Raw genomic sequence first — 19,411 nt, forward strand, 5'->3', positions numbered from 1 at the left:
CTTATTTTTTAAGTTGGTTCATGACTTCTTCAGCGAAGTTCTCTTCGCGTTTTTCCATACCTTCTCCAACTTCGAAGCGTACGAATGACACGACTTTACCGCCTTTAGATTCTACATATTTACCAACTTTGAAGTCTGGATCCTTAACGAACGTTTGATCGACGAGGCAGATTTCCTCGAAGAACTTGTTCATACGACCAACGATCATTTTTTCAACGATGTTAGCTGGTTTTCCTTCGTTCAATGCTTGCTCAGTGAGGACTTTTTCTTCACGTGCTTTTTCTTCTTCTGTGACAGAAGTACGGTCAACGTAAAGTGGACGAGCTGCTGCGATGTGCATTGCAACGTCTTTTGCAACTGTTTCGTCTGTCGTACCTTCGATGACGACGACTGAACCGATGCGTCCGCCCATGTGGAGGTAAGAACCGAATGCTGCGTCATCTGCTTTTGTGAAGAGCGCTACGCGACGGAGTGAGATTTTCTCTCCGATTGTTGAAGCTTCTTCAGAGATGTATGTGTCGATTGTTTTACCTGCTTCGTATTCAGAAGCAAGAGCAGCTTCCGCTGTCTCAGAACCGTTACGGAGAACAGCGTCTGCGATGTTTTGAACGAGTGTTTGGAAACGTTCGTTTTTCGCAACGAAGTCTGTTTCTGAGTTGATTTCGACGAGTGCCGCTTTGTTGCCGTCAACTGCAACTGCAGTCAACCCTTCAGCAGCGATACGATCGCCTTTTGCTGCTGCTTTAGCGATCCCTTTTTCACGCAAGAAATCTACTGCTGCGTTCATGTCACCGTCAGTTTCAACGAGTGCTTTTTTGCAGTCGAGCATACCTGCACCTGTTTTTTCACGAAGTTCTTTAACCATTGCTGCTGTAATAGCCATTCGATATTCCTCCTTATAACATCCTTAGTTTCAAAAAAAAGGTGATAAAAGGTCGATTCCCTTTATCACCTGGCATCACGAATTACTCAGCGTCTGCTACTACTTCTTCAGTAGTTTCAGGTGCTACGTTATCTTCGCCTTGTTTAACTTCGAGGATTGCGTCAGCCATTTTACCAGTGAGCAATTTGACTGCACGGATCGCATCGTCGTTCGCTGGGATGACGTAGTCGATTTCGTCTGGATCACAGTTCGTATCAACAATCGCAACGATTGGGATGTTGAGTTTGTGTGCTTCTGCAATCGCGATACGCTCTTTGCGTGGGTCAACGATGAAGAGTGCATCCGGAACGCCTGGCATATCTTTGATACCGCCGAGGAATTTCTCAAGACGAGTCATTTCTTTTTTAAGAATGATGACTTCTTTTTTAGGAAGAACTTCGAATGTACCGTTCTCTTCCATTTTTTCGAGTTGTTTCAAACGGTTGATACGTTTTTTGATTGTAGAGAAGTTCGTGAGAGTTCCACCCAACCAACGTTCGTTGATGAAGTATTGACCTGCACGGATCGCTTCTTCTTTCACAGTGTCTTGAGCTTGTTTTTTCGTACCAACGAAAAGAACATTTCCGCCTTCAGACGCTACTTCACGGATGAAGTTGTAAGCTTCGTCTACTTTTTTGACCGTTTTTTGAAGGTCGATGATGTAGATTCCGTTCCGTTCTGTGAAGATGTATTTAGCCATTTTTGGGTTCCAACGGCGTGTTTGGTGACCGAAGTGTACACCAGCTTCTAACAATTGTTTCATCGAGATTACTGCCATGATGAATTCCTCCTTTTGGGTTTTGGATGTCCTCCGCGATGATCGTCTGTCCAGCTAACCTATTAAAGGCACCGCAGCTGGCGATACATGCGTGCGTAATTAACACCGTAGACTAATATAGCATAAAGATTACCGGGGGGCAACCTTCGTTTGACGAGAAAGTTTCGCGATCAGTGCCACTTCTCCTGTTCCTCGATTCAACGAACGGGCGAGCGCCTCAAGATCGGTTCCGTCCTTGAGCGCTTGCTTCACATCTGTCAAAGCGGGCACTTGATCAGTAGTCGTTTCCCGTTCGAAGACCACACCCCGTTCATCAGGTATTTTCTGTTCAAGTGATACTGCGGTTATTTCTGAATCTGCGGACGGTTCAACCGGCGCGTGTTCGACGGAAACATCTGCCATCGCATTGACGTTTTCCATGAACTGCAAGAGCATCTGTTCCGTCTCCTTTTTTTCTTGCTCTAAACGAGCCACCTGATCTTTAAGCGTAGCTTGCTGACGAAACAGTACGAGTAATGCGTAACAGACAAGCGCCGCTACTAAAATATACACGACAGTCATAGTTCTTCCTTTCACATGGCGACACGATCTGCTAAGTAGGCACTGCCGAGCGCATTTTTCAGTTTCCGGAGTGCTTTTGAATGAATTTGTGAAATCCGGGAAGTCGATAATCCAAGTACTTCTCCGATTTCAGTGAGCGTCAATTCTTCATAATAAAATAATGAGACCACGAGTTGTTCCTTTTCGGATAGTCCTTCGACTTCTTCTGCTAGTTTAGCAATCAATTCACCCATCAGCAACATGTCTTCCGGCGTCGCCGTATCTGGATCGAGGTAGGAGACTGTCATTGCCTTTCCTTCATCCTGTAGCGTCACTGCCTCATCAATCGATAATACATTCGCGAAGTAACTTTCAGCTAACGCACCTTTGACTTCGTCCGGTGTCATCTCGACGATCGAGGAGACCTCCTCAAGCGTCGGTGTTCGCTGTAACGATTGCTCGAGAATCTCGACTGCCGCTTCGACTCGCTTTGCTTTTTCGCGTAAAGACCGTGGTAACCAATCGATTTTACGGAGTCCATCTAAAATTGCTCCTCGAATCCGAAAGGCGGCATACGTGTCGAATTTATTATTATGATTTTGATCGAATTTTTGAAGTGCATCGTACAATCCCATCATCCCTAGACTTTTCAACTCATCCCGATCGACACTTTTAGGCAACGTCGCACTCAGTCGTTGAACGTGGTATTGAACGAGTGGTTCATAATTATGAAGCAACATATCTGCAACGGCGATATCGCGCGTTGACAGCCATCGATCCCAAAGTTGTTGTAATTCCTCACGCATGACCATTCCTCCTCTATATTTCCAGCGTCCCGACATTTACTGTCCGGATGACAAGACGCCCTGATTGTGAGTGGAACTCGATCGTTCGTCCATTCGTGCCGCCGACATCTTCAGCAACGAGTGGAATGTTCACTTGACGGAGCATCTCCTTAACGGCAGTGATGTTCCGTTCACCAATCCGCATGGATTCGTGTTCATATTTAAATTGAAACATTTGAGCACCACCGGCGATTTTCGCACGTAGTCGGATGGCTCCACTGGCTCGTAGTTGACGGGCGACTTCAAGAATCGCCGTGTCAGCGAACTTCCCGACTTCTAGTGTACGATTCCGGCTGATTACAGAATCCGGCAACATGACGTGCGCCATGCTCGACAATCCCCGTTCTTGGTCGTAGATGACGACACCTACACATGAACCGAGACCTGCCGTCCGTAAAATGACCGGGCGTTTACTGACAGCATATTCTGCGATGCCGATTCGAACGATTTCATCCATCGCTATCCACACCCAATCGTTGGAAGACCGTTTGGAACGCATTCGCCTCAGGTAAGAGAAGCAGATGACCTGTTAAATCGTTTCCGGCACTCGTCAAATGTGTATCGATGTAGACCGCCATATTGCCGGGCGTCGTCGATTCTACGAGAGCGACTTCAAGTAGTGCACCGACCATATCAAATGCAGAAGCCGGCACACTGACATGAAGTGATAGATTGAGCCAGTCCGAAATCGCACGTGCGTATGCCCCTATTAAAATATTACCAATTTCCTCCCAAGCGGAAACCCCCATTTCATGAGAATCTGAAAAAAAGTGGAATTCGCTTTGCAACAATTGGCTAACCAGTTTTTCCGCATCCTGGAGCGGCATCAAAAAAAGTAACGTTGCCTGAACGTCTCCTGAAAAGCGCAATAGCGCACCCGCCGTGTAACTTTCCGCACCACCGCTCCGCTCGATGATCGTCGAAAACTCCTCTAGTTCAGCAGAGGGCACCTCGATATCAATCGGTTGCCCGAGCAATGTCGATAATGCCGTCGCCGCGTGACCAGCACCGATATTACCGACTTCCCGTAAGATGTCCCGTTCGTTCGGGTTAAGCATGGACGATGTCCTCGAACAGACGATTCGGTTCAATCAGAGAGAACAGCTGTTGCTCTCCTTTTGCGACCGCCGTCAAATAAGAAGCGTCCTCCTGCTTTTGTTCACTTAGCGGTTCGATGCGGACATCCGTCGATTCGACGACTTCATTCGCTCGGTCGACGATGAATCCTGCATCTCCATGTTCAAGCGTTGCGATGATGATCCGTGTTTCTTCCGTTTCTTCCACCGTCTCAAATCCTAGACGGGCACGTAAATCGATCACGGGTGTGACGACCCCACGTAAATTGATGACTCCTTTGACGTAGGATGCAGCATTCGGAATCCGTGTGATCGGGATGAGCCGTTCGATTGAACGAACGGACTGTACATCAATGCCATATGCATTCTCTTCTAGTTGAAAAACGACCCATTTTTGCTCCATGTCCATTCCCCTCACTTCCGTAATAGTGCATTGCTGTCAATGATTAATGCGACTTGTCCGTCTCCAAGGATCGTTGCCCCGGAAATCGCTCGGATTCCTTCGAGATAACTTCCGAGTGGTTTCATGACGATTTCCTGTTGACCAATCAATTCTGAGACAATCAGTCCAGCTAACTTTTCACCGCTCCGCACGACGACGACGGAATAAGCTTCTGCCTCGTGTTGCGGTAATCCGTAGACTTCATTCAACGAGATGAGAGGTACGAGTTGTCCGCGGAAATCAAATACTTTTTCTCGGTGGGCTTGCAAGATGGCTGATTTCCGTAAGGACGTCGTCTCGATGATGGCAGTGAGCGGAATCGCGTACGTCTCTTGTCCAAGTTCGACGAGCATCGCGGAGATGATCGAGAGCGTCAACGGCAAACTGATCCGGAAAATCGTTCCTTCTCCACGACGCGTTTCAACGAAGACTTCACCTCCAAGCGATTCAATCTTCGATTTGACGACGTCAAGTCCAACTCCACGTCCTGAGAGATCCGTCACTTCTTCAGCTGTTGAGAAACCAGGTGCGAACAATAGCATCGATGCCTCTTCCATCGACAATTGAACTGCCTCTTCTTCTGTGATCAAACCTTTTTCAATGGCGATACGCGTTACCCGTTCATGATTGATGCCTGCCCCATCATCTTCGATTTCAATGAAGACACGGTTACCGGAGTGATAGGCGCGTAACGATAAGTTTCCTTCGACCGGTTTATTCGCTAAAATCCGCTCCGCTTTGTTCTCGATACCGTGATCGATGGCATTACGAATCAAGTGTACAAGAGGATCCCCGATTTCATCGATGACCGTCCGGTCCAGTTCGGTCTCTGCACCAGTGATATGTAACTTGATATGTTTTCCGACATCCTTCGATACGGAGCGCACCATCCGTGGGAAACGATTGAATACCTGTTCGATCGGCATCATCCGCAACGTCAGAACAAGTGACTGCAACTCGTTCGTTCCCCGTTTGATACGTTCAACCGTATCCGTTAACTCTGGCGAACCGACTTCTGCTGCAATTCGTTCCAGCCGTCCGCGGTCAATGATGAATTCTTCGAACAGATTCATCAGACGATCGATCCGCTCTAGGTTGACGCGAATCGTCTTGGATGCGACAGGTGCCAGTGCATCTGGCTGCTCCGATGTTTCTGTAGCAGGAGTCGAAGTTGCCGGTACGACCGGGTCAGATTCTTGCAGTAATGTCGACGTCGCGACTTCCGCTTCCGGTGTCGTCTCAAATGCTTCGATGATGACTGACGCGACTTCCGACACTGACGCGACTGCCTCTTGAATCGACTGTTGCTCTTGTTGTGTGACGAACAAAACGGAAAACGTCGTCTCGAAATGCTCTTGTTCGAGCTCGTCAGATGTCGGATTCGATAAGATGACATCACCGAGTTGTTGGAGACGGTCAAAGACCATATACACACGCGCTGCTTTTAAGATGACATCTGCCGAAAGCTCTACATGAACGACATAAGCTAGGTATCCGGAAGCAACCGATTGTTTGACGACCGCTTCAGAATAGACGTCACACTCGAATGCTCGTGAAGTGACGGGAGCAGCGGCTGCTGGCGCCACTTCCTCTTGATCAGCACGAATGAACCGTTGTAGGCGGCTGACCGTCTCCGTGACGTCAAGTTTCCCTTTTCCGCCACGGCTAATATCTTCAACCATCGTTTCTAGCTGTTCCGCAGCGACGAATAATACATCAATCAATTCAGGTGTAGCCGGTTGCTTCTTTGATCGAACCAAATCAAGGGCACTTTCCATTTCATGCGTCAAATCGGCAATGGCATCATACCCCATCGTTCCAGCCATTCCTTTTAGCGTATGAGCGGAACGGAAGATTTGATCGATGACTGCCTCGTCATCTAATCGTTGTTCGAAATCCAATAAACTCGTATTGATTGCCTGTAAATGTTCCATCGATTCATCGAGGAACAATCCTACATATTCATTTAAATCCATGACTGATACCCTCCTTTAATCTTAGCGGACATGATCTTTCCGATGTTTCAACCGGTGCAATAATCGATCCAAAAACTTCCGTTCCTTGACTTGCACTCCTGTCAAAGATGTCGTGATGTGATCAAGACGCCAACTGACGTCGCTCGTCCGGTCCATCAAGTAAAATGGCGTTTGCGCCTTTACCGCTCTTACGACAGCTGGGTCTTCCGGTAAGAACCCCGTGAACCGTAGTGATTTCTGTAGAAATTGTTGGCTGACTAACGCTAACCGATCAAACGTCTCAAGCGCTTCTCCACCGTTCGTCGCTCGGTTGACAACGACCGAAATCGGTAATTCCGTCGCATGATGGTGTGCCAGTTTAACGAACGCATAACCGTCCATGATCGAAGTCGGTTCAGGTGTGACGATCAACCAGGCTTCATCCGCACTACTGATGAAATCAAACGTCTGATGATTCGCTCCTGCGCCTAAATCGAGTAAGACGAAATCATATTCATAGAAAAATTGGAATTCTCGAAGTAAAAATGTGACATCCTCTGGCGTCAAGTTTGTCAATTCGGCAAATCCACTCCCACCATGAATGAAATGAAGAGATGGTGATTGTTCAACAATGGCATGTTGTAACGATTCTCGTCGCTTCACACACTCCATCAATGACGACTTCGAAGACTTTCCAAACAGAATGCCGATATTCGCCATACCGATATCAAGGTCAATCAGCAAAACGCGTTTTTCTTGTAGCGATAGGGCGACACCTAGATTAACAGCGACATTCGTTTTACCGACACCACCTTTTCCGCTGACGATCGCAATCGTTTTTGTCTCTTTCACCGTCACTTTCGAACGTAAGACACGTGCTTGATCATCTCGCATCATCTCATCCCTCTCTCAACGATCATTCGGGATAATTCATCTGCGGTCGCGAACGTAATGTCTTCCGGTACTTCTTGTCCGGTCGTCACGCAATAGATCGGTAATTCCGTCTCTTCCGCCAAACCGAACATCGACCATAACTCGCTCGTCTCATCAGCTTTCGAAAAGATGACGCCTGATAATGGTATCTTCCCGAAACGTTCTCGGATTTGTAGTAAGTCCCGGTACTTCGACGTCAGGCTGAGTACTAAAAAGACATCGGTCTCTGTAAAGTCGTGTCGATTTTGTAGCTGCTCGACATAGCCTTCATCGAGAAAATTCCGTCCCGCCGTATCAACGAGAACGATATCGCACTCCTGTAGTGCTTGCCGCGCTCGCTCGAAATCATCCAAGTCATATGCGACGTGAATCGGAATTCCTAAAATATCCGCATACGTCTTCAACTGTTCAATAGCTGAAATCCGGTATGTATCCGTCGTGATGAGTCCGACGCGTTGATTTTTAAGAAGCGTATGGTGTGCCGCAAGTTTCGCGATCGTCGTCGTTTTCCCTACACCGGTCGGTCCAGTCAGCATGATGTATCGGGCAGTGGAGGCGGCCACTCGAAGCTTTGCTTCGACCTCCTCTTTTAAGAGCTCGGTCAAATCCGTCTGTTGCGTTTGATAATAGGTCGCTAATAATCGCTCATGTAATCGTTCTGCTACCTGTTGTAAGGCTGGCTCTGCTAAAAGTGGTGCATAGTGTCGTAATTCTTTCGGTAACGGTCGCTCACTGACTGTAACGATTGATGGGCGGATTGCGGTCGAACGGACTGTCTCAGATGTCTTCTCGGCAGTGGGAATGGGTACGGAAGGTACCGGTACATGTTCATCCACCGAGGCAACGAGTTCGACTTTTTTCTTGGCGAATAAACCGAAGAATCCTCCGACCTTGATCTGACGAGTATTCAATATGATGGCATCTTTCCCGAGCTCACGTTTGATTCGTTCCATCGCCTCGCCCATTGAATCCGCCGTGATTTTTTTGACTATCATGCTTATATCACCCCAATACTCTTGACTTCGATCGTCGGCATCAATTCGTTATATGACAAAATCGGGACATCCGGGAAATAACGTTCCGTCAATTGACGGACGAACATCCGGATACTTGGCGACGTCAGGATGATCGGATGTGCTCCGTAACGTTCAAACTCCATCGCGCGTTCCTGAAGTGTTTCAATGAATCGAGTAGCCTTCTCAGGGTCGAGCGCTAAATAATTTCCAAACTCCGTCTTCTGAATAGCTGACTGGATATCGAGTTCCATCTCACTTGAGACGGTCACGACATGCAAAACGTCTCCTTGCATGACCTGTTCCGTGATTTGACGGGATAGGGATTGGCGCACGTATTCTGCGAGTAGTTCGCTATCCTTCGTGACTGCTGCATAATCAGCAAGCGTCTCGAAAATCAATGGCAGGTTTCGAATCGAAATTTTCTCTTGCAACAACTGGACGAACACTTTTTGTAGCTCGCCGATCGATAACAGTTGTGGCGTGACTTCTTCGACCAAAATCGGATGAGATTCCTTCAAATGATCGACGAGTTGTTTCGTCTCTTCACGACCAAGCAGCTCAGCGGCATGTTTTTTTAAAAGCTCCGTCAAATGAGTCGCGACGACAGATGGTGGATCAACGACCGTATATCCGGACATTTCAGCTCGGCTCCGCGTCTGTTCGTCAATCCATAAAGCCGGCATTCCAAACGCAGGTTCGACCGTCTCGATTCCCCGGATTTCTGGATCATCGACACCCGGACTCATCGCTAAATAATGATCGAGCAATAGTTCCCCGCTCGCCATCTCGCTTCCGCGAATCTTAATCCGGTATTGGTTTGGCGCTAACTGCAGATGATCGCGAATCCGGACCGTCGGAAGGACGAAACCGAGTTCAAGTGCTAACTGCCTGCGAATCATGACGACACGGTCGAGTAGATCACCGCCTTGTGCTTCATCTGCAAGCGGAATCAATCCGTAACCAAATTCGAATTCAATCGTATCGACATTCAGTAAGGAGATGACCGATTCGCTCGAACGAAGATTCTCACCTGGCGCCTCTTCAATTGCCACTTCTTCTTGCGCCACTTTCGTCGTCTCCCGCATCCGCCAAGCGAAGAATCCGAATAACGCAGCGATTGGTATCGTGACGTAATCTGGAATCGCCGTGAACAGTCCGAGTAAGAAAATCGCCCCAGCCGCGATTCCGACGAGTAACGGTGTCCGTGTCAATTGACCGATGACATCCTCACCAAGGTTTCCGTCGGATGTCGAACGGGTGACGATGATCCCGGTCGCAACCGAAATCAACAGGGCAGGAATTTGACTGACAAGACCGTCCCCGACCGTCAGTAGTGTATAGAGATTGACTGAATCCGTGATCGGTAAGCCTTGCTGGACGACACCGATGATCATCCCGAAGATCAAGTTGATGATGACGATGATGATCCCGGCAATCGCGTCTCCTTTGACGAACTTCGATGCCCCGTCCATCGCACCATAAAAATCTGCTTCAGACTGGATTTTTTGACGACGTGTCCGGGCTTGAAGTTCATCAATCATTCCAGAGTTCAAGTCGGCATCAATCGCCATCTGTTTCCCTGGCATCGCATCGAGTGTAAAACGGGCCGACACTTCCGAGACTCGTTCTGAACCCTTCGTGATGACGAGAAACTGAATCAAGACGAGAATCAAGAAGACGACGAAACCGACGAGGGCATTCCCGCCGACGACGAAGTCACCGAATGCTTCGATGACTTCCCCACCATTCCCGTTTGAGAGGATCGATCGCGTCGTCGAGACGTTCAGTGCGAGACGGAACAGCGTAACGATCAGTAACAGGGTAGGAAATACAGAAAATTCAAGTGCCTCTTTGGCGTTCATCGCAACGAGTAAGACCATCAGTGCAATTAAGATGTTGATGATGATTAAAAAATCGAGCATGATTGCGGGCAGTGGAATGACGAGCATGAAGACGATCATGATGACGCCTAGAAGGACCGTTAAATCTCGTGTTGATATATTCATGATGCTTCATCCTTTCATTTGACTTGTTTCAGTTGATAGACAAAGGCGAGTGTTTCAGCGAGCGCCTGATAGAACGTTTCATCCACTGCCATACCAATCTCCGTTTGAGCAAACAGTGCCCGTGCGAGTGGGCGGTTTTCAACAATAGGAACGTCGGCTGCTGTCGCCTTCTCCCGAATCCGGAACGCGACAGCATCCACACCTTTGGCAACGACGATCGGTGCCATATGTTTTCCATCATCGTATTGAATCGCTACAGCATAATGCGTCGGGTTTGTGATGACGACGTCGGCATTCGGTATTTCTTGCATCATCCGCCGCATCGCCATCTCCCGTTGTTGTTGTTTGATTTTCCCTTTAATTTGAGGATCACCCTCTGTGTTCTTATGTTCATCCTTTAAATCTTGTTTACTCATCCGAATCGACTTCTCAAAATCGAATTTTTGATAGGCAAAGTCGAGAACGGCTAATACGATCAACGCAATGCTGACAGATAAACCAAGCATGAACGTCAAATGACCGATGATAGCTAGAGCGTCCCCGATCGGTTCCGAGGTCAATCTCGAAATCTCGATCTTGTTGTTCCAGAGGACCGTTCCACTCGTCACACCGATGACGAGCAGTTTAAAAACCGATTTCAGGAATTCTACAAGCGCCTTAAGGCTGACGATTCGCTTAATCCCTTGGAGCGGATTGATCCGGTCCAACTTCGGTTGAATCGCCTCACCACTTAATAGAGCACCGATTTGAACGAAGTTTCCAAGAATTCCGACGATGACGGCAGTCAAGAAGAACGGGGCGACTAAAATCCCCATTTGAACGAGCATTTCAATCAGAATCTGTTCAATCCGTCCTTGTTCTACCGCTTGCAGGACCTGACGGGCACTGAGCCCATCCTGTAAGACGAGTACGAACCGTCTTCCAAGAAAAGGTCCGAAAAAATAAAGAACAAGAAACATCGCAAAAAGCATGAAGCTACTCGTCAAATCTGCTGATTTCGCAACCTGACCCTTCTTACGTGAATCGTCACGTTTTCGTGGTGTCGCCTTCTCCGTTTTCTCACCTGCGAAGTACTGAAGATCGAGGCGTAACCGATAATTTTGCATCTCCTCAACCTCCTAGTAATCGAATGGCGTCCGCCAGTACATCTTGCAGTAATGGGACGAATCGCCCGATGCCGGTAATCGTCGCGCCCGCTAGTAAAAATAAAATCGCATACCCCATCAACAACTTGACGGAAAAACCGATTGCAAAAATATTGAATTGAGGTGCGGTCTTTGCTAAAAATCCAAGCGCGAGATCGACGAGAAACAACGAGACAACGAGCGGCATTGCCATCTGTAATGCAGTCAGCATCGTAAGACCGACGACCCGGATGACGAGACTCATGCCCGCTTCCCCCGATACGGCAATCTGACTGCCGGGCGGAAAGATCTGAAAACTGGTATAGATTCCGTCCAGTAAAATCAAGTGCATATCCGAAGCAAGTAAGACGAGTAACGTCAACATGTAATAAAATCGGCCGATGATGGGCGATTGCCCGCCGAACATCGGATCATAGGCGGAAGCCATCGCAAGACCCATCTGTAAATCAATGATCGATCCCGCGATTTGCGGTGCATACAGTAAAAAACTAGCGAGTAAACCGAGTGCTAAACCAACGAGGACTTCCGTTCCCATCCGAAAGAAAAAATCAAAATCTTCTACACGGACATCGGTTCGAACAGTATAACTGGCAAAGTAGGCAAGACCTGCTGCAAGCGCCAATTTATGTTGTGCCGGTAATTGTTTCGACGAAAATAGTGGTGCTGCGACGAGAAAGCCGACCAACCGACCAAACACGAGCAGAAAGACGCTCAGAAAAGAAAGAAGCGTCATTTTCGGGAAACCTCAGCGATTTGTTTAAACAAATCAATCGTAAATGTTTGAAGCTCCTGCATGATCCATGGTCCGAAGAAGACGAGAGCTAAAAACACAGCTACGATTTTAGGAACGAAGGATAACGTCTGTTCCTGAATCTGCGTCGTCGCTTGTAAGATACTGACGAGCAGACCGACGACGAGTGAGACGAGTAGCAAGGGAGCCGATACTTTCAACAATGTCCAGACGGCAGAACTCGCCAACTGTATGATCATCTCTTGTGTCATCTAATCTCCCTCCCTAACGCATACTGACAAGCAATGATTCGACGATCAGATGCCAGCCATCCACTAAAATGAATAATAATAACTTAAACGGTAATGCAATCATGACAGGTGGTAACATCATCATCCCCATCGACATCAATACACTTGAGACGACCATGTCGATGACGAGAAACGGTATGAAAATCATGAAGCCGATTTGAAAGGCTGTCTTTAGTTCACTGATCGCATACGCCGGAACGAGTGCGACGAGTGGAATATCTTCGATTTTCTTCGGCTTCTCATAGTTTCCGTACTTCAGGAACAACTCTAAATCGTTCGTTCGTGTATGTTTCGACATGAATCGCTTCATCGTATCCCCTGCTTTGTCAAACGCCTCATCCTGGCTGATTTTATCTGCCATATACGGTTTGAGTGCGGTCGTGTTCAATTCAGAAATGACAGGAGACATGACGAACAATGTAATGAACAGAGCAAGACCGACGAGCAGTTGGTTCGGTGGTGTCTGTTGTGTTCCGAGTGCCGAACGAACAAAGGAGAGAACGACGACGACTCGAGTGAAACAGGTCATTAAAATAAGTAAAGATGGTGCGAGCGATAACAGCGTCAACAAGACGAGCAGTTTTATCGATGTCGCCGTTCCTGACGGTGTATCAAGCGATATCAGATTTTCAATCGTATTCATGAGCGTCCTCGATTCTTTTGCAACTGCTCAAGTTGTTGTTTGAACGTCTCAAGAAACGGTGATGGTGTTTGTTTCGAAGACGTCTCGACGAAATCCGTCGACTCATATCCATCGAGATCGTCGAGTGTATCCAGTAACTGGACGTTCTCACCGACTCCGACGACATAGATTTTATCCTGCACCTTGACGAGTTGCACCGACCGGTCTTTACCGAGCGGCACACCACCGAGATGTGTCAATCGTCCAGACTGTCTGACGCCTCGTGTCCGTTCGTGGATGAAGCGTGTTACAAGAATGAATCCGCCAATCAAGACGACGAGAACGACGACGCCTTTAAAGATGGTCAACGCCATGGAAGGACTCTCATCGACTTGCTGAGTCGTCGGTGCATCGGTCTGAGTTGGATTCAATTTTTCTTCGACCGTTTCTGCCTGCACAGGAAGTGCGAGCAGAAACAGGAGACAAATCAGCAAAGTCACTTTTTTCATGACGAGACAGTTTTAGAGACAGCTTCTAGCACACGATCCGCTTGGAACGGCTTAACGATGAAATCTTTCGCGCCGGCTTGAATCGCATCGATGACCATTGACTGTTGCCCCATCGCCGAACACATGATGACTTTTGCCGCAGGATTGAATGCTTTGATCTCTTTTAGAGCAGAAATTCCGTCCATCTCTGGCATCGTAATATCGAGCGTCACGAGATCTGGCGTCAATTCCTTATATTTCGTGACAGCTTCGCGACCGTTTTCTGCCTCGCCGACGACATCATAGCCATTCTTCGATAGGATTTCCTTGATCATCATCCGCATGAAAGCGGCGTCATCTACGATTAATACTTTTGCACTCATTATTAGTTCCTCCTTAGAACATCCGCAGACGTTCTTTTGTATTTACGATTTCTGTGATCCGTACACCAAAGTTTTCTTCGATGACGACCACTTCTCCTGTTGCAATCAATGTATTGTTGACGAGAACATCGACCGGTTCTCCGGCGAGCTTATCGAGCTCGATGACGGATCCTTGTGTCAGCTCTAATATGTCACGGACAGAACGGCGCGTCCGCCCTAACTCGACGGTGACGTTCAACGGAACGTCATACAGCATACCGATATTCCCCGGTGTGCCTTCCACCGCTGCTTCATTCAGTTGACTGAACTGAACAGGACTGACACCTACCGGTTGCGCCTTTGGTGCGGGTGGTGGTTCTACCATAGGCTGTTGTTCCATCGCCGGTGGTGGTTGTTGTGGAGCAGGTTGCTCAACCGATTGTGTCGGTTGTGCTGATTGTGCTTGTTGCGTCGTACTGGCACTAAAAAGTTTCTGGATCAATTGCTTTGAAAAATCAAGCGGTGCCAATTGTACGATTTTCGAATCAATCAGCGTGCCGATTTTCAAGTCAAATTCGATGATGACCATGTTTTCCCATAAGGAAAAGCTGTCAACGATACTCTTTTCCTGAGAAAAGTCAAAAATCTCGACTGCTGGTGGTGAGATATCAATTCGCATTGAGAACACGGTCGACATCGATGTCGCGGCAGCTCCCATCATCTGATTCATCGCTTCTTGGACGGCGGACAAGGCGATCGGTTCCATATCAAGCGACTCGTCGATGACACCGTCACCGCCCATCATCAAGTTCGCGATGACAGAAGCATCGCGTTGTGTCAGAATCAGGACATTTTCACCTTCAAAGCCTTCCGTATATCCGACACGTAACGCAACGTGTGGAATCGGATAACGACTTCGTAACTCTTCCATCGAAATCATCCGGACATGCGGTGTCGTGATTTCTACCTTTTGATTCAACAATGCAGATAATGCCGTAGCCGAATTGCCGAGGGAAATATTCCCGACTTCACCTAACGCATCGATCTCCATATCATCTAAAACTTCGGTTGCGTCTGTTTCTTGCGGTTCATCAGGTGATGGTGTTCCGCGTAACAACGCATCGATTTCATCTTGCGAAAGCATATCGCTCATGTTATTCCTCCTCAATTCGTTGTAAGACTTGCAAAGCGAGATGTTTCCCATTTAGTCCTGGTCGTGCCTTGAACATCTTTCGGTCATCGACGAAGACGTCAACGGCGTCCGAAGCACGTGTTTTCAGGGATAGACAATCGCCTACTTCGAGGTGTAACAATTCACCAAACGAAAGCTCTGTTTGGCCGAGCACTGCTTTTAAATCGACGACGGAACTCATCAACTGGGTTTGCATGTGTTCAGACTCCTGATTATCTGCTGTCGTTCGTTTTTCTTGTTGCATCCAATAATGACTTGATAATTTCGGAAGAACGGACTCAAGGGTGACGAACGGCAGGCAGACGTTCAATGTTCCGCTCACTTCCCCGACCGTCACGTAGATTGAAACGAGAATGACCGTCTCATTCGGTGAGACGAGTTGCAGGAACTGTGGATTAATTTCCAAATCATCATACTCGGCTTCGACTTCCATCACCGATTCCCAAGCCGCTCCGTATTGAACGAAGGCGCGTTTGAATAACTGTGTAAGAATACGCGTCTCGATTTCCGTCAGGTTTTCGATTTTGTTCATTCCTTCACCCGGTCCACCAAGCAAGCGATCGAGCATCGCATAGGCAATGTTCGGGTTGACTTCGAATATGACTTTTCCATCGAGTGGATGTAGATCCACCAAGTTGATCAATGTCATATTCGGAATCGAATGGATGAATTCGTCATACGGCAGCTGTTCAACCGTATTGACCGTGAACTGGACGTATGTTCGAAGTTGTGCGGAAAAATGCGTCGTCAAGACACGGGCGAATTGCTCATGGATCCGCGTTAAGTTTCGTAACTGGTCTTTTGAGAAGCGGAGCGCCCGTTTAAAGTCATAAGTTTTGACACGTCGTTGTTCTTCTTGACTCCGGATTTCCTCGACTTCCATATCTCCGCTTGAGATGGCAGATAGCAAGGCGTCAATTTCGTGTTGGGATAATACTTCGCTCATGCTGACACCTCACTGGATGATTTTTTTCGTCGTATAGACGCGCTGGACATCACCTTCTTGGATCAGCTTCTTGAATTGCATCCGCAATCGTTCTTCTAGCTTTTCCATATCGGCTTTTGAATCCAAGTCCGATTTTTTCATCGCGGACAAGTCACCCAAAATGATGTTATTGATCTGAAACTTACGCAATTCCAGATCATCGCGTGTTGCCTGATCGTCCGTGACGATCGTAAATTGAACGTTCAAGAACCGTTCATCAGCAATGTTCGTCGTCAAGTCGTCCGTCTGCAGGCTACGGGCATCGAGCTCTTCTCCCGTCGGCTGTTCGACTTTTGCTTCCGTCGAGTCACTTGCCAAGAAATAATTCATGATCATGTACCCTGCTCCGATCATCAGTGCTGCAACGATGATCATGATTAATGGGATTTTCAGTTTACTCTTCTTCTTTTCTTCGGCCATCTTCGAGCCTCCTCATACTGTTCAAGCCCGCTAATCCGATTTGTTGATAAAAGCTGATTGCGATTGCTTTAACTTCTTCCATTGATTCTTTTACGACATAAATCTGTCCGCCGACTAATTGAATCGTCGTATCCGGCGTGGCACGCACCGATTCAATTAATATCGCGTTCAGTACAAGAGGAGCGTTACGTAGCGTCGTAAGCGTAATCATCGTTTCAGATTGACCAATTCCTCAAGTACTTGGTCAGACGTCGTAATGATACGTGTGTTCGCCTGGAATCCACGCTGAGCGATGATCATTTCCGTGAATTCTTCTGATAAATCGACGTTCGACATCTCAAGTGTTCCCGATGTCAATTGTCCCATCCCATTCAAACTTGGTGTTCCGAGTACCGGAGGACCCGAGTTTTGTGATGCCGCGAATACGTTAACACCTGATTTCTCCAGTCCTCCAGCATTCGCGAAGTTCGCGATCGTGATATAACCGACGTTTTGCAACGCACCTGTCGTATCAACGTACGTTACGAGTCCGTCCTTCCCGATCGATAAGTTTCGAGCATCCGTCGGAACTTTTAATTTTTGGAAACCATTCCCACCTGATTCAGGAAGCGGAACAGGTGGTGTATCCCCTTCAGCAATTGCTTGTGAGTCACTTCCGATTAGGTAGTTTCCATCACCCGTGACCAGATTCCCGTCGAGGTCAGTATAGAAGTTCCCTGAACGGGTGTAGCGGATTCCTTCTGCCGTAACGACTTGGAAGAATCCTTCTCCAGAAATCCCGACATCTAGTACACGACCGGTATTTTGAAGCGCCCCTTGGTTATAGACGTTGTCGACCGTCGACATCGATGCCCCAAGACCAACTTGTTTCGGGTTCGTCCCACCGACGTTCCCACCTGCACCAGACGATGAACCGACCGATTGACTGACGAGATCCTTGAACGTTACACGCCCTTTTTTATAACCAAACGTGTTGACGTTGGCGATGTTATTCCCGACAACATCAAGTTTCGTCTGAAAGTTCTTGAGCCCACTGATTCCTGAATACATTGAACGTAACATTATTTTTCCTCCTTCGATTGAATCTGCGTCAACTCATATACACTGATTTGTTTTCCGTTCGATAGCTCTGCCACGACATCCAGTCCATCTCGCTTTACGCTGACGACACTGGCTGTCTCTTCGACGGTCGTCGTCTGTTCGACTCCGGAAGCATCGGTCGTTTTCGACTCTGCTTCGTAGCTGACGTTCTTACCAATCAGATTACTGTAGGATAGAAGTGCCGTCGCATGTTGATTGAGTACCATCGTATCCATCGTCTTTCCGATTGCCTGCATCTGCTCGAGTGATGAAAACTGTGCCATTTGAGCAATAAAATCCTTATCTTCCATCGGTGCCGTCGGATCCTGATTCGAGAGTTGCGCAATCAAGATTTTCATGAACATATCTTTGTCCATCGCTTTATTCGTCGGCACCTGTGATTTTTCTGGGAGCTGGAAGGAACTACTATCCGTTTTGATTGATTCAGTCATCTTCTTCCTCCTCTTCTTCTACCGGAGCAGGTGTTTCCTGGTAAGGGGTTTCTTGTTCTTGCTGATCTCTTGTAAAAGATTGTTGGAACTCGCGTGCGCTTGAAGCAAGCATGCCTGTCTCGATCTTGACGACTGGTGTTTGCTGATGCAAGACGGTTTGCAGTTTGCCGAGTTGTTGCTCGATCGATTGCTTCGCCTGCTCGGTGCTTGCAAACAGTTTAACGGTCAGAGCGCCCTCCTTTCGATCAAGTTGAACAACGACCTCTCCAAGCTGCTCAGGATACAGACGAATCGACAATCGAGTAGATCCGTCAGCCCCCTTTAAAAACGGTGCTTGTTGCAATGCAGCTTCAATCCGTTGTTGAACCTGTTCCGGAACAGGAAGAGGTACTGGGCGAATCGTTTGTACATGGGCTCCTTTATAAAGAGGCAGACTCATCGGTAATGGTACGACTTTTCCTTCCGGGTCAATCGGCATCGTCGATTTCCGCAGGAGTGAGTCAAATGTCACCGGGAGTGGTGTCTTCCCTGTCGTCTGATCGGCTACAAGTAAGACAGCTGGTTTGACAGCTTCCTGAGAAACGTTTGATTGCGGTAGCGTGTGTTTCACAGGCAATGCTGAAACACGATTTTCGACGGCGTGGACCGAATTTTGTCTTAGACCATTCGTCATATCTGTTTTATTTTTCACCGTATCGCTTGTCATAGTCTGTACGACGAATTGTTGCAGGAGCGGCGGCAGCTGTTCAAACTGCTCGTTCGCCTGCTCGACATGACCCTCAAGTAATCGTTTGACGAAAGCTAACAGTTGTTCCATCTTTTTTGGTTCCTGTTTGAGAGCTTCTATTTCCGGCTGTTTTAGTAAAGAGAGAAGCTCGTCTGGCTGATCTGCAAGTTGCTGGATCCATTCTGGTAACTGTGACGCCTCTGTCGCCTGCTCTACAGGTTCTGCGTCTGTCGCCATCTGCATGGTCGTCGGCATCTTCGTCAGATAATCAAGGAGTGAGGCGAACTGACCTCCGATCACCGTCACCTCTCCCTGTTTTCCTGTTCCGCCACTTCCGGTTGGAGAAGGCGTGTGTGTGACTTCCGTTAGATTCATTCAGCTTCC

The 19,411-nt window shown here is 47.8% G+C and carries 24 protein-coding genes; all 24 read right to left on the reverse strand.

Features of this window, described 5'->3' with window-relative positions; genetic code table 11:
• Position 1: 1 nt before the first annotated feature.
• Positions 2 to 883, reverse strand: a complete 882-nt coding sequence (tsf, locus tag ACRPK8_RS03730) for a translation elongation factor Ts (RefSeq protein ID WP_029342048.1) — start codon at positions 881 to 883, stop codon at positions 2 to 4.
• Positions 884 to 965: 82 nt separating this feature from the next.
• The gene (gene rpsB / locus ACRPK8_RS03735; protein ID WP_012370721.1) at positions 966 to 1,700 is read right to left on the reverse strand and encodes a 30S ribosomal protein S2; all 735 of its coding nucleotides are present in this window, start codon (positions 1,698 to 1,700) and stop codon (positions 966 to 968) included.
• Positions 1,701 to 1,829: 129 nt separating this feature from the next.
• Positions 1,830 to 2,252, reverse strand: a complete 423-nt coding sequence (locus ACRPK8_RS03740) for a hypothetical protein (protein WP_432236992.1) — start codon at positions 2,250 to 2,252, stop codon at positions 1,830 to 1,832.
• A 20-nt stretch (positions 2,253 to 2,272) separates the two neighbouring features.
• Positions 2,273 to 3,046 carry a FliA/WhiG family RNA polymerase sigma factor gene (locus ACRPK8_RS03745; RefSeq protein ID WP_432236993.1) on the reverse strand — a complete coding sequence of 258 codons (774 nt, stop codon included), beginning with the start codon at positions 3,044 to 3,046 and terminating at the stop codon, positions 2,273 to 2,275.
• A gap of 13 nt (positions 3,047 to 3,059) precedes the next feature.
• The gene (locus ACRPK8_RS03750) at positions 3,060 to 3,542 is read right to left on the reverse strand and encodes a chemotaxis protein CheD (protein ID WP_432236994.1); all 483 of its coding nucleotides are present in this window, start codon (positions 3,540 to 3,542) and stop codon (positions 3,060 to 3,062) included.
• The gene (locus ACRPK8_RS03755) at positions 3,535 to 4,143 is read right to left on the reverse strand and encodes a chemotaxis protein CheC (protein WP_432236995.1); all 609 of its coding nucleotides are present in this window, start codon (positions 4,141 to 4,143) and stop codon (positions 3,535 to 3,537) included. Before ACRPK8_RS03755 ends, ACRPK8_RS03750 begins: the two co-directional genes overlap by 8 nt.
• Entirely contained in the window at positions 4,136 to 4,564 is a 429-nt protein-coding gene (locus tag ACRPK8_RS03760) for a chemotaxis protein CheW (RefSeq protein WP_432236996.1), read from the reverse strand. Before ACRPK8_RS03760 ends, ACRPK8_RS03755 begins: the two co-directional genes overlap by 8 nt.
• A gap of 11 nt (positions 4,565 to 4,575) precedes the next feature.
• Positions 4,576 to 6,579 carry a chemotaxis protein CheW gene (locus ACRPK8_RS03765; protein ID WP_432236997.1) on the reverse strand — a complete coding sequence of 668 codons (2,004 nt, stop codon included), beginning with the start codon at positions 6,577 to 6,579 and terminating at the stop codon, positions 4,576 to 4,578.
• A 21-nt stretch (positions 6,580 to 6,600) separates the two neighbouring features.
• On the reverse strand, positions 6,601 to 7,455 hold the full coding sequence (locus ACRPK8_RS03770) for a MinD/ParA family protein (RefSeq protein WP_432236998.1): 855 nt from the start codon (positions 7,453 to 7,455) through the stop codon (positions 6,601 to 6,603).
• Entirely contained in the window at positions 7,452 to 8,486 is a 1,035-nt protein-coding gene (locus ACRPK8_RS03775) for a GTP-binding protein (protein WP_432236999.1), read from the reverse strand. Before ACRPK8_RS03775 ends, ACRPK8_RS03770 begins: the two co-directional genes overlap by 4 nt.
• A 2-nt stretch (positions 8,487 to 8,488) precedes the next feature.
• Positions 8,489 to 10,513, reverse strand: a complete 2,025-nt coding sequence (flhA, locus tag ACRPK8_RS03780) for a flagellar biosynthesis protein FlhA (protein WP_432237000.1) — start codon at positions 10,511 to 10,513, stop codon at positions 8,489 to 8,491.
• A 14-nt stretch (positions 10,514 to 10,527) separates the two neighbouring features.
• Entirely contained in the window at positions 10,528 to 11,619 is a 1,092-nt protein-coding gene (flhB, locus tag ACRPK8_RS03785) for a flagellar biosynthesis protein FlhB (protein ID WP_432237001.1), read from the reverse strand.
• A gap of 4 nt (positions 11,620 to 11,623) precedes the next feature.
• Positions 11,624 to 12,391 carry a flagellar biosynthetic protein FliR gene (gene fliR, locus ACRPK8_RS03790; RefSeq protein ID WP_432237002.1) on the reverse strand — a complete coding sequence of 256 codons (768 nt, stop codon included), beginning with the start codon at positions 12,389 to 12,391 and terminating at the stop codon, positions 11,624 to 11,626.
• Positions 12,388 to 12,660 (reverse strand): flagellar biosynthesis protein FliQ, encoded by a 273-nt coding sequence (gene fliQ / locus ACRPK8_RS03795; RefSeq protein ID WP_023468705.1) that lies wholly within the window; start codon positions 12,658 to 12,660, stop codon positions 12,388 to 12,390. The genes fliR and fliQ overlap by 4 nt, the downstream gene beginning before the upstream one ends.
• A 13-nt stretch (positions 12,661 to 12,673) precedes the next feature.
• The gene (gene fliP / locus ACRPK8_RS03800; RefSeq protein ID WP_047393818.1) at positions 12,674 to 13,342 is read right to left on the reverse strand and encodes a flagellar type III secretion system pore protein FliP; all 669 of its coding nucleotides are present in this window, start codon (positions 13,340 to 13,342) and stop codon (positions 12,674 to 12,676) included.
• Entirely contained in the window at positions 13,339 to 13,830 is a 492-nt protein-coding gene (locus ACRPK8_RS03805; protein WP_432237003.1) for a flagellar biosynthetic protein FliO, read from the reverse strand. Before ACRPK8_RS03805 ends, fliP begins: the two co-directional genes overlap by 4 nt.
• Positions 13,827 to 14,192 carry a response regulator gene (locus ACRPK8_RS03810; RefSeq protein WP_029342063.1) on the reverse strand — a complete coding sequence of 122 codons (366 nt, stop codon included), beginning with the start codon at positions 14,190 to 14,192 and terminating at the stop codon, positions 13,827 to 13,829. Before ACRPK8_RS03810 ends, ACRPK8_RS03805 begins: the two co-directional genes overlap by 4 nt.
• 13 nt (positions 14,193 to 14,205) lie before the next feature.
• Complete coding sequence (gene fliY, locus ACRPK8_RS03815; RefSeq protein WP_432237004.1) at positions 14,206 to 15,324, reverse strand: flagellar motor switch phosphatase FliY; 1,119 nt, start codon at positions 15,322 to 15,324, stop codon at positions 14,206 to 14,208.
• A gap of 1 nt (position 15,325) precedes the next feature.
• Complete coding sequence (fliM, locus tag ACRPK8_RS03820; protein WP_432237005.1) at positions 15,326 to 16,309, reverse strand: flagellar motor switch protein FliM; 984 nt, start codon at positions 16,307 to 16,309, stop codon at positions 15,326 to 15,328.
• Positions 16,310 to 16,318: 9 nt separating this feature from the next.
• The gene (locus ACRPK8_RS03825; RefSeq protein WP_432237006.1) at positions 16,319 to 16,768 is read right to left on the reverse strand and encodes a flagellar basal body-associated FliL family protein; all 450 of its coding nucleotides are present in this window, start codon (positions 16,766 to 16,768) and stop codon (positions 16,319 to 16,321) included.
• Positions 16,743 to 16,979, reverse strand: a complete 237-nt coding sequence (locus tag ACRPK8_RS03830) for a flagellar FlbD family protein (RefSeq protein ID WP_432237007.1) — start codon at positions 16,977 to 16,979, stop codon at positions 16,743 to 16,745. Before ACRPK8_RS03830 ends, ACRPK8_RS03825 begins: the two co-directional genes overlap by 26 nt.
• Complete coding sequence (gene flgG, locus ACRPK8_RS03835) at positions 16,976 to 17,830, reverse strand: flagellar basal body rod protein FlgG (RefSeq protein ID WP_432237008.1); 855 nt, start codon at positions 17,828 to 17,830, stop codon at positions 16,976 to 16,978. The genes ACRPK8_RS03830 and flgG overlap by 4 nt, the downstream gene beginning before the upstream one ends.
• On the reverse strand, positions 17,830 to 18,300 hold the full coding sequence (locus tag ACRPK8_RS03840; RefSeq protein WP_432237009.1) for a flagellar hook capping FlgD N-terminal domain-containing protein: 471 nt from the start codon (positions 18,298 to 18,300) through the stop codon (positions 17,830 to 17,832). The genes flgG and ACRPK8_RS03840 overlap by 1 nt, the downstream gene beginning before the upstream one ends.
• Positions 18,293 to 19,402: a flagellar hook-length control protein FliK gene (locus tag ACRPK8_RS03845; RefSeq protein WP_432237010.1), complete on the reverse strand. Its 1,110-nt coding sequence runs from the start codon at positions 19,400 to 19,402 to the stop codon at positions 18,293 to 18,295. The genes ACRPK8_RS03840 and ACRPK8_RS03845 overlap by 8 nt, the downstream gene beginning before the upstream one ends.
• Between the last annotated feature and the right edge of the window lie 9 nt (positions 19,403 to 19,411).

Source organism: Exiguobacterium sp. TDN 0502, from assembly GCF_050846835.1.
Classification (GTDB): domain Bacteria; phylum Bacillota; class Bacilli; order Exiguobacteriales; family Exiguobacteriaceae; genus Exiguobacterium_A.

Excerpts from the sequence above, each read along its gene's own strand:
- tsf (WP_029342048.1), bottom strand. The coding sequence starts at position 883 with ATGGCTATTACAGCAGCAATGGTTAAAGAACTTCGTGAAAAAACAGGT.
- rpsB (WP_012370721.1), bottom strand. The coding sequence starts at position 1,700 with ATGGCAGTAATCTCGATGAAACAATTGTTAGAAGCTGGTGTACACTTC.
- ACRPK8_RS03745 (WP_432236993.1), bottom strand. The coding sequence starts at position 3,046 with ATGCGTGAGGAATTACAACAACTTTGGGATCGATGGCTGTCAACGCGC.
- ACRPK8_RS03750 (WP_432236994.1), bottom strand. The coding sequence starts at position 3,542 with ATGGATGAAATCGTTCGAATCGGCATCGCAGAATATGCTGTCAGTAAA.
- ACRPK8_RS03755 (WP_432236995.1), bottom strand. The coding sequence starts at position 4,143 with ATGCTTAACCCGAACGAACGGGACATCTTACGGGAAGTCGGTAATATC.
- ACRPK8_RS03760 (WP_432236996.1), bottom strand. The coding sequence starts at position 4,564 with ATGGAGCAAAAATGGGTCGTTTTTCAACTAGAAGAGAATGCATATGGC.
- ACRPK8_RS03765 (WP_432236997.1), bottom strand. The coding sequence starts at position 6,579 with ATGGATTTAAATGAATATGTAGGATTGTTCCTCGATGAATCGATGGAA.
- ACRPK8_RS03770 (WP_432236998.1), bottom strand. The coding sequence starts at position 7,455 with ATGATGCGAGATGATCAAGCACGTGTCTTACGTTCGAAAGTGACGGTG.
- ACRPK8_RS03775 (WP_432236999.1), bottom strand. The coding sequence starts at position 8,486 with ATGATAGTCAAAAAAATCACGGCGGATTCAATGGGCGAGGCGATGGAA.
- flhA (WP_432237000.1), bottom strand. The coding sequence starts at position 10,513 with ATGAATATATCAACACGAGATTTAACGGTCCTTCTAGGCGTCATCATG.
- flhB (WP_432237001.1), bottom strand. The coding sequence starts at position 11,619 with ATGCAAAATTATCGGTTACGCCTCGATCTTCAGTACTTCGCAGGTGAG.
- fliR (WP_432237002.1), bottom strand. The coding sequence starts at position 12,391 with ATGACGCTTCTTTCTTTTCTGAGCGTCTTTCTGCTCGTGTTTGGTCGG.
- fliQ (WP_023468705.1), bottom strand. The coding sequence starts at position 12,660 with ATGACACAAGAGATGATCATACAGTTGGCGAGTTCTGCCGTCTGGACA.
- fliP (WP_047393818.1), bottom strand. The coding sequence starts at position 13,342 with ATGAATACGATTGAAAATCTGATATCGCTTGATACACCGTCAGGAACG.
- ACRPK8_RS03805 (WP_432237003.1), bottom strand. The coding sequence starts at position 13,830 with ATGAAAAAAGTGACTTTGCTGATTTGTCTCCTGTTTCTGCTCGCACTT.
- ACRPK8_RS03810 (WP_029342063.1), bottom strand. The coding sequence starts at position 14,192 with ATGAGTGCAAAAGTATTAATCGTAGATGACGCCGCTTTCATGCGGATG.
- fliY (WP_432237004.1), bottom strand. The coding sequence starts at position 15,324 with ATGAGCGATATGCTTTCGCAAGATGAAATCGATGCGTTGTTACGCGGA.
- fliM (WP_432237005.1), bottom strand. The coding sequence starts at position 16,309 with ATGAGCGAAGTATTATCCCAACACGAAATTGACGCCTTGCTATCTGCC.
- ACRPK8_RS03825 (WP_432237006.1), bottom strand. The coding sequence starts at position 16,768 with ATGGCCGAAGAAAAGAAGAAGAGTAAACTGAAAATCCCATTAATCATG.
- ACRPK8_RS03830 (WP_432237007.1), bottom strand. The coding sequence starts at position 16,979 with ATGATTACGCTTACGACGCTACGTAACGCTCCTCTTGTACTGAACGCG.
- flgG (WP_432237008.1), bottom strand. The coding sequence starts at position 17,830 with ATGTTACGTTCAATGTATTCAGGAATCAGTGGGCTCAAGAACTTTCAG.
- ACRPK8_RS03840 (WP_432237009.1), bottom strand. The coding sequence starts at position 18,300 with ATGACTGAATCAATCAAAACGGATAGTAGTTCCTTCCAGCTCCCAGAA.
- ACRPK8_RS03845 (WP_432237010.1), bottom strand. The coding sequence starts at position 19,402 with ATGAATCTAACGGAAGTCACACACACGCCTTCTCCAACCGGAAGTGGC.